General features: G+C 48.6%; 6 protein-coding genes. 4 read left to right on the forward strand and 2 right to left on the reverse strand.

Going from position 1 to position 9,232, the window contains the following annotated elements; translation table 11 throughout:
- The first annotated feature begins 83 nt into the window (after positions 1-83).
- Entirely contained in the window at positions 84-1,280 is a 1,197-nt protein-coding gene (locus tag BM082_RS08525) for an acetate kinase (protein ID WP_017008014.1), read from the forward strand.
- Between the two features lie 173 nt (positions 1,281-1,453).
- Complete coding sequence (pta, locus tag BM082_RS08530; RefSeq protein ID WP_017008016.1) at positions 1,454-3,604, forward strand: phosphate acetyltransferase; 2,151 nt, start codon at positions 1,454-1,456, stop codon at positions 3,602-3,604.
- 133 nt (positions 3,605-3,737) lie between these two features.
- Here the strand turns inward: pta and BM082_RS08535 are convergent, their stop codons facing one another.
- On the reverse strand, positions 3,738-6,749 hold the full coding sequence (locus tag BM082_RS08535) for an ATP-binding protein (RefSeq protein WP_244275969.1): 3,012 nt from the start codon (positions 6,747-6,749) through the stop codon (positions 3,738-3,740).
- Between the two features lie 216 nt (positions 6,750-6,965).
- Here BM082_RS08535 and BM082_RS08540 point away from each other — a divergent pair, with 216 nt between their 5' ends.
- A complete protein-coding gene (locus BM082_RS08540; protein ID WP_017012676.1) occupies positions 6,966-8,066 on the forward strand; it encodes a response regulator in 1,101 nt (366 codons plus the stop codon).
- Between the two features lie 99 nt (positions 8,067-8,165).
- On the opposite strand, the gene BM082_RS08545 is transcribed toward BM082_RS08540, so the two are convergent.
- Entirely contained in the window at positions 8,166-8,786 is a 621-nt protein-coding gene (locus tag BM082_RS08545) for a LysE family translocator (protein WP_198597569.1), read from the reverse strand.
- Positions 8,787-8,986: 200 nt separating this feature from the next.
- On the opposite strand from BM082_RS08545, the gene BM082_RS08555 reads away from it, so the two are divergent.
- A partial coding sequence (locus BM082_RS08555) for a transposase (protein WP_244275971.1) occupies positions 8,987-9,232 on the forward strand: 246 nt, incomplete at its 3' end.

Consider the following 9,232-nt stretch of genomic DNA (forward strand, 5'->3'; position numbering starts at 1 on the left):
GTGAGAAGGTGGCTAATATTTTTATTAACTACGCTTCTCCCGTTAATCAACACACTCTACTTTACACGAATAGGTAGTCTCAAATGTCTAAGCTGGTTCTTGTTCTTAACTGCGGCAGCTCATCGCTGAAATTCGCTATCGTTGACGCTCAAACAGGTGATGAGCACCTGACTGGTCTTGCAGAATGTCTGCAACTTCCAGAAGCACGCATTAAGTGGAAATTGGACGGCAAGCACGAAGCTCAATTGGGCAACGGCGCTGCACACAAAGAAGCGCTAAGCTTCATCGTTGACACCATCCTGGTTTCAAAACCTGAGCTGGCAGAAAACCTGGGCGCTATCGGTCACCGTGTCGTTCACGGCGGCGAGCAGTTCACTCAGTCTGCACTGATCTGTGAAAACGTTCTTAAAGGCATCCAAGATGCATCTAGCTTCGCACCGCTTCACAACCCAGCACACCTTGTTGGTATTGAAGCAGCGAAAGCAGCGTTCCCAGAACTACAAAACGTAGCGGTATTCGACACTGCGTTCCACCAGACTATGCCAGAAGAAGCGTACCTATACGCTCTGCCATACAAGCTGTACAAAGAGAACGGTATCCGTCGTTACGGTATGCACGGTACTTCTCACTTCTTCATCGCGCAAGAAGCTGCAGAACAACTTGGCAAGCCAGTTGAAGAACTAAACATCATCAACTGTCACCTAGGTAACGGCGCATCTGTATGTGCAATCAAAAACGGTAAATCTGTAGACACTTCAATGGGTATGACCCCTCTTGAAGGTCTGGTAATGGGTACCCGTTCTGGTGACCTAGACCCAGCAATCATTTTCCACCTGCACGACGCACTGGGTTACAGCGTTGAAGAAATCAACAACATGCTAACAAAAGAGTCTGGCCTTGCTGGTCTGACTGAAGTGACTTCTGACTGTCGTTTCGTTGAAGACAACTACGGCACTAAAGAAGAAGCAACGCGTGCGATGGACGTATTCTGTCACCGTCTTGCCAAGTACGTTGCTGGTTACACTGCATGTCTTGACGGTCGTCTAGACGCTATCGTGTTCACTGGTGGTATCGGTGAGAACTCTGGCCCAATCCGTGAGCTAGTGCTTAACCGTCTTGGCCTTCTAGGTGTTGAAGTTGACCAAGAGCGCAACCTGAAAGCGCGCTTCGGCGGCGAAGGCGTTATCACTTCTGATAACAGCCGTGTTCCTGCGATGGTTATCTCTACCAACGAAGAACTGGTTATCGCTCAAGATACTGCACGTCTGGCTGGTATTTAATTACCCACCACGCGTGACTTTACGGCTGACCACTACGGTCAGTCGTTTCAGTTTTGGCGGATCTTCAGCAAATTGACTAAGCTCTGCCACACTGAACATACTGACTAAGCCTGCATCTATGCGGGCTTTGCTCCTGACGTAGTAAAGAGGAATTAACCGTGTCCCGTACTATCATGCTCATTCCTATCGGCGCTGGTGTAGGCCTGACAAGTGTCAGCCTAGGCGTATTGCGTGCGATGGAACACAAGGGCGTTCGCGTTTCGTTTTTCAAGCCCATCGCGCAACCTCGTGATGGTGGCAACCAGCCTGACCTGACGTCGACCATCATTGAAGCAAACAGCAACATGAAAGTGGCAGCGTCACTTAGCATGGCAAAAGCTGAAGAGCTTATCCGTACAGACCAAAACGATGTGTTGATGGAAGAAATCATCGCGCGTTTCCAAGAAGCAACTGCTGATGCAGAAGTCGCGCTGATTGAAGGTCTTGTACCTACACGTAACCACCCGTTTGCTAACCAAGTAAACTACGAGATCGCTAAGACTCTGGACGCGGAAATCGTGTTCGTAGCGACCCCTGGTACTGATAACCCTGCGCAACTTCGTGAGCGCATTGAGGTTGCTGTATCTAACTTCGGTGGTTCGAAGAACAAGAACATCTCTGGCTTGATCATCAACAAGCACAATGCGCCTGTTGATGACCAAGGCCGCACTCGTCCAGACCTGTCAGACATCTTTGATGAGTCTAACGTGGCGAAACCAACCAACGTGGAAGTGATGGAGATCTTTAACTCTAGCCCTATCCGTGTTCTTGGTTGTGTGCCTTGGAGCATCGATCTGATTGCAACACGTGCTAGCGATCTTGCTGCGCACTTGAATGCTGAGATCGTAAACGAAGGTGAAATCAACACACGTCGTATTAAGAGCATCACATTCTGTGCGCGCTCTATTCCGAACATGGTTGAGCACTTCCGTCCGGGTTCACTGCTGGTGACTTCAGCAGACCGTCCTGACGTTATCGTTGCTGCATGTCTTGCTGCAATGAACGGTCTGGAAATCGGTGCCCTGCTTCTGACTGGCGGTTACAACATTCCAGCTGAACTTCAAAGCCTGTGTGCACGTGCGTTTGAATCTGGCCTACCAGTATTCACCACTAAAGGTAACACTTGGCAGACATCTCTGAACCTTCAGAGCTTCAGCCTAGAAGTACCAGCAGACGATAAAGAGCGTGTTGAGTTTGTTAACGAGCACGTTGCAAACCACATCGATGGCAACTGGATTGAATCACTGTCTGAAGGTTCTGTTCGTGCACGTCGTTTGAGCCCACCAGCGTTCCGTTATCAGCTCACTGAATTCGCGCGTAAAGCAGCGAAGCGCATCGTCCTGCCTGAAGGCGACGAACCGCGTACTGTGAAAGCAGCAGCTATCTGTGCTGAACGCCGTATCGCTGAATGTGTGCTTTTGGGTAACCCTGACGAAATCCGCCGTGTTGCTGCGCAGCAAGGTGTTGAGTTAGGCGCTGGCGTCACTATCATCAACTCTGATGAAGTACGTGAAAACTACGTAGCTCGCTTGGTTGAGCTTCGTGGCGCGAAAGGCATGACCGAAGTTGTTGCTCGCGAGAAGCTGAAAGATTCAGTCTTCCTTGGCACAATGATGCTTGAAGCGGGCGAAGTTGACGGTCTGGTTTCTGGTGCGGTTCATACCACAGCAAACACTATCGTGCCTCCGTTCCAAATCATCAAAACTGCCCCAGATGCCTCTATCGTATCGTCAATCTTCTTCATGCTTCTGCCTGATCAAGTATTGGTATACGGTGACTGTGCAATCAACCCAGATCCAACCGCTGAGCAACTGGCTGAAATCGCAATTCAATCTGCGGATTCTGCGGCAGCATTTGGTATCGACCCACGCGTAGCAATGATCTCTTACTCTACCGGTGAATCTGGTAAGGGTGCAGACGTTGATAAAGTACGTGAAGCAACCAAACTTGCGCAAGCAAAGCGCCCAGATCTAATGATTGACGGCCCGCTTCAGTACGACGCAGCAATCATGGAAAACGTTGCAGCATCGAAAGCGCCTAACTCGCCAGTAGCGGGTAAAGCGACGGTATTCGTATTCCCTGACCTGAACACCGGTAACACCACGTACAAAGCAGTACAACGTTCTGCTGACTTGGTTTCTATCGGTCCAATGCTTCAGGGCATGCGTAAGCCTGTGAACGACCTGTCTCGCGGCGCACTGGTAGACGATATCGTTTACACCGTTGCACTGACTGCGATTCAAGCGAAACAAGCTGATGACGCAGAAGCGGCAGCAGCTAAATAAGCCTCACGCTTATTGATGAAAAAAGCCGATGCAACTGCATCGGCTTTTTTGTGTCTGCTGTTTGCTTATTGTTACCAAGCACTTACTGTTGCCAAGTGCTTACTATTGCTAAATGGTTACTATTGCTAAATGATTAGCCCGTTTTCTTTTTCAAGTCTTTCAAGTGCTCTTCCGCGGTGATGAAATCAAACTGATTGATAGCATCTTGCAGACGCTTGAACTCTTCCATTTGATGGCACCACTGTGGCAAGGCTTTTGACAGCACGCCAATCTTGTCCTGCACCTCAATATCAAACTCTTGAAGGCTGACTTGAAGCGAGTTGAGCTGTTCAATCAAGTAACCGTCTAACGGCTTAATTTCTTCTTCAACCACTGGCGTTTCAGCCACGGCAGTCTGGCTGATGATTTCATCGAACACATCTATCGCAGAGACAATCATGCTTTTCAACGCCAACACGTCGTTTTCACTGACTTCCTCGCCAGTATTGTATTTTTCCTCTAAGCCACAAGCGTAGTCTGCAATCTCCTTCGCGCCGATATTGCTTCCCGCCCCTTTGCAGGAGTGGGCAAGAATGGCTTTTTCTGCCGTATCTTCTGAGGTGAGTAGCTGCTCCATGGCCGTCGCTTGAGACGTGAGGAACAGAGACAATATCTTGAGGTATTTCGCCTTGTTGCCCCCCAAGCGCTGAACCCCTTCTCTCAGATTGATACCTGGGATCTTATCTACCATCATATCGAACATGGTGTCATCGTAATCCATTCCCACTCTCCTTCGGGTTCTTTCCTCGTCAGTCATCATTGAAACCGATGACCCAGTCGTATTTGTTTGCTCAGCGTCGTTTTCTTCTGTCGCATCTTCTGTCGCATCTTCTGTCGCAAGTGCGTCAGGACTCAACGACGATACCGGCTCAATCGGTGTCACATTTGCGGTATCAACGTCAGTCACAGCGTCTATTTCAGTACTCTGTGGCTCAGGTGTTGTCGCCGAAGATACTTCCACAACCAGTTCACTTTTCTCATCCGGCGCTTCGTCTACTAGGGGCGTCTCTTCCTCTTTCAGTACCTCTTCCGCTTTCAGTGTCTCTTCCACTAACGGTGTTTCTTCTGCTGTAGGCATCTCTTGCGGCAGTGCGACGTCCTGTTTCTCAGTAACACGTGCATCACCGAGAGAATCCGTAGGTTTCAATAACCATTCAAGTAAGGTGCTTCTAAGTAAATTGAAATCGATGGGTTTGGCGATATGGCCGTTCATGCCAGCCTCACGACAAGCCGCAACATCATGGGATTCCGTGTTTGCTGTCATGGCGAGGATGGGCAACTCGGTGAGTTGAAGTTCCTGACGGATCATTTTGGTGGCAGTCACACCATCCACGACGGGCATCTGCATGTCCATCAGCACCAAATCAACGGCATGCTCCTTGAGCATTTGCACCGCTTCACCGCCATTGTTTGCAACAAGCACCTCAAGCGGCAATGCTTCCATCGCGCCAATCGCCACTTCTTGATTGACCAAGTTGTCTTCCACCAGAAGAACCACTTTACCGTCCACTTTCATCGCTTCTGTATCAAAAACATCTTCGACTTCAAGTTCAGGTTCTGGTGCTTTTTTAGGTGAAGATCCACCCCCTAAAAAGCGAAGCTCCGCCGATGCAGCGCTGTTTCCACGCATGTGAGCCGACGGACTTTCGGCTTTTCTTTCCAACACTTCCGCGGCCTTTTCATCACTCATGCTGACGGCATCCATGAGTGCTGATGGCAACACAGGTTTTTGCACCCACTTAAAGGAAAATGGAGGGCGTGTTTCATCGACATCAAAGCCGTTATTCGTCCTAGAAATAATGATGGTGGACGGCATTTTGTCGCCGCGGGTTAACGTCGATGTGAGAAACGACACCATGTCGTGCTCTAAGCCCTCCCACTCCGCGACCAAATAATCGAACGCGCCATTGGTTAAACTGGTTTCTTTCTCTTGAAGTTCTTCGAGTGAGCGGCACTGGCTGACCGTTGCACCGGCGTAAATGAAAATATCGCTGGTCGCGGACAGTTGAGACATGTTTGAAGAAACAAGCAACACGCTTTTCGCTGATAGTTTTCCTGACCATGTCTCACCAAGACGCGATGTTTCATTGACACCAGACTGGCAAGGTAAAGTAAAAGAAAACACACTGCCCTCTCCAAAGCGGCTGTCGGCGTAAAGCTCTCCCCCCATCAAAGCGACTAATTCTCGCGACAAACTTAAGCCAAGCCCTTTGCCACCATAGCGACGGGATGTGGAGTTGTCGGCTTGGTTGAAAGGCTGAAACAGTTCATCAAGGTCTTTACGGCGGATGCCCAATCCTGTGTCATGCACGGAGAAACGGATGTTCACGTCATCTTCACGACGAGATTCAAGGGCTATTGATAACGTCACTTCACCCACGTCGGTGAATTTCACCGCGTTGTTACCAAGCGCCATCAACACTTGCGTAATACGAACAGAATCCGCATCAATAAGCTTGGGAATGGCCATATCCATCAGAACATGGAACTGGAGGTTTTTTTCTGCAGCTTGTTCACCGAGGCTTTTTACAACGGGAGAAAGCAAGGTTTCGACGTTGCATTCAACCCATTCAATTTCCAGGTTACCTGCTTTCACGTTAGTGAATGCTAACACGGTATTTAACGCATCTAGCAGCGTATTCCCAGACGAGATCACCCGCTCAATGTAGCGCTTTTGCTTACCTTCTAGCCCACTATCCAATGCCAGTTGAGACATCCCCAGAATCGCATTAAGTGGTGTTCTGAACTCGTGAGACATGTTGGACAAGAAATCTTTCTTGGCTTGATAGGCCGATCGCGCAGAGCGCTTGGCAGTATCAAGCTCATTGAGTTTTTGGAGGTAAGCTTGCCTTTGCTCTTTTAAGGCGTCCTTGGTCTGCTGAAGCGTCGTCGCGCCCCATACCAAAAGCGCGAGCAGCACTATCACCAAGCCGACCAAAAGGGGAACGGCTGTCAAGACACCGCCCCCTGTAGTTGGCGGCAGTGACGTGCTAGAGAGATAGCCACTTTCTTCCCTCGCCAATGCCGCAGTGGAATGCAATAACATCAACACTGCCGCGGACCATGTCAAGAAGGTCGCGCGTAAGCCACTCAGATGCTTGTTCATTTTTGTCATCGCACATTTTGGGTCTTCGAGCACCGCATTCACATTCAACGTACTGGCCTCCAGCGACATCAATGGTGGGTGAAAATAAACGAGAAAAATAGGCGCCATCTCTACGCTAAGTTTATGTCTCAATTAAAATAATGTGACTCATAATTGGAACATTATTAAGAGTAGACCTAGGATTGTATAAGTGGAAAGTCATTCAGGATCCCTTTGATGCTGTCACCGGAAATCAAGACAAATAAACGCGCTACCGTCCTGGTTGTCGACGACACCCCGGAGAACCTCGTGTTTGTCAGCGAGATGTTGCGAGACAAGTACGAAGTTAAGGCGGCGACCAACGGACAAACGGCACTCGCCATTGTTGAAAAATTCTCCATTGACCTGATTTTGTTGGACGTTGTGATGCCAGGCATGGATGGTTATGAAGTCTGTCGCCAGATAAAAGCCAAAAAATCTGCGCACGATATTCCCGTCATATTCCTAACATCAAAATCGAAAACTGAAGACCAAGAATACGGATTCTCCGTCGGCGCTGCGGATTACATCATGAAGCCGATGAGCCCGCCAATCACGATGGCGCGCATCAAAATCCATCTTGAAAACAAGGCGTCTCAAGATTTCCTTCATAATCAAAACGAATTTTTGGAAGCCGAAGTTCAACGCCGACTCAAAGAGCTCAGTGTTATCCAAGATGTCACGATAAATGCCCTTGCGAGTCTTGCGGAAACGCGTGACCAAGAGACCGGCAACCACATTGTCCGAACGCAGTATTACGTAAAGATACTTGCTGACCAGCTCTATTTGCGCGGAAAGTTCACCGACATTGTCACCCCTGAATACATCACTATGGTGTTCAAGACTGCGCCGTTGCACGACATCGGTAAAGTGGGGATCCCTGATGCTATTTTGCTCAAACCAGGCAAGTTAACCGCAGATGAATTTGAGATCATGAAGTCGCATGCAAAACTGGGTTTTGATGCCATCATGAAAGCAGAAAAAGAAGTGGACGCAGAGTATCCATTCTTGAAGGCCGCCAAAGAAATTGCCCTTGGACATCATGAAAAGTGGGATGGATCTGGGTATCCGCAAGGTTTGGTTGGCGAAGACATTCCGCTCAGTGCGCGCTTAATGGCCGTGGCCGATGTTTTTGACGCCCTGGTGAGTAAGCGTGTTTACAAATCCGCTATGTCACATGATGAAGCGTTTGAGATTATTCGAGAAGGCAAAGGATCGCACTTTGACCCCATGCTTGTTGATTTGATGTTTGAGATGAAAAACGACTTTATTAAAATCGCTGAAACCTACAAAGATTAACCCGCGATGCATCCAGCAACTTGCTCTCAGCACGTTTAAAATATTACCGCACCTTCTGTGTTCGCAATGTGCAACAGAAGGTGCGGTAATCAAAAACGTTTAGCCTACCGCTAACCAAACCCCTACACCCATCATAAGGGTGCCTGCGATTCGATTCATCAAACGCACATTGCCACTTTTTTGCAGGAAGTGACGCAGCGTGCGACCACCACTTGCGTACAACAGCAAACAGCCAAATTCCGTCATCAAGATGATGCCTATCAGCACGGTCAGTTGAGGTGGCATCGCTAATGTTGGATTAATGAAAGGTGGTAACAATGAAATCATAAACGCCCACCCTTTCGGGTTCGCAATCGCAGTCACAAAGCCCTGCATTGCAAGCGTCATCGGTGAGGTGTCAGTGCCTGCTGACAAATCTGACGGGATCGCCATTTTGCCGCGAGACATCCACATCTGAAGGCCAAGATAGAACAAATACGCCCCGCCCACATACTTCAGCACGCTGAACAGACTTGGATAGTTCAACATGATGGCTGCCACGCCAATCACGGAAGAAATGGAAACCAGCGCAACGCCAATCAACTCTCCCCACATCATATGAAGGCTACGACGCACGCCAATGCTCATGCCTAACGTCATTGCTAAGGTCATGCACATACCCGGCGTAACGGATACGAAAAAGAAAGTGGGGATAAATACCGCCAACATCGCGATATCAATTGCAGATGCCACGTTAACTCCGGACAAAATAAGCAAAAAGAAGTGTAGTAGAAACTGGCGTCGCTAAAGCGTCAAGGAAGAGTTACTGAATGAGCATAAAAATAAACGTAAGTCTTGATACTAAAAAGAGACTGTAACTAATTTTGTGTAACTGGCTATCACACCATACTCTAATGAGAGTTAAGGATAGGCAGATGCGCATGAACAAGAAAGAACTCGAAGCTTTCGCAAAGGAAGCAGCCAAAGGTATCAAAACACCTGAGGACTTGAACGAATTTAGCCAGATGTTGAAAAAAATCACCGTCGAAGCAGCGTTGAATGCTGAAATGGATGAGCACCTAGGCTACGAAAAACATCAAAAGTCGCCATCAAACAACAGTCGGAATGGCACGAGCAGCAAACGTGTCAAAACCGAAGAGGGCGAATTTGATCTTGATACACCGCGC

This window comes from Enterovibrio norvegicus DSM 15893 (assembly GCF_900115495.1).
In the GTDB taxonomy this organism is placed as follows: Bacteria; Pseudomonadota; Gammaproteobacteria; order Enterobacterales; family Vibrionaceae; genus Enterovibrio; species Enterovibrio norvegicus.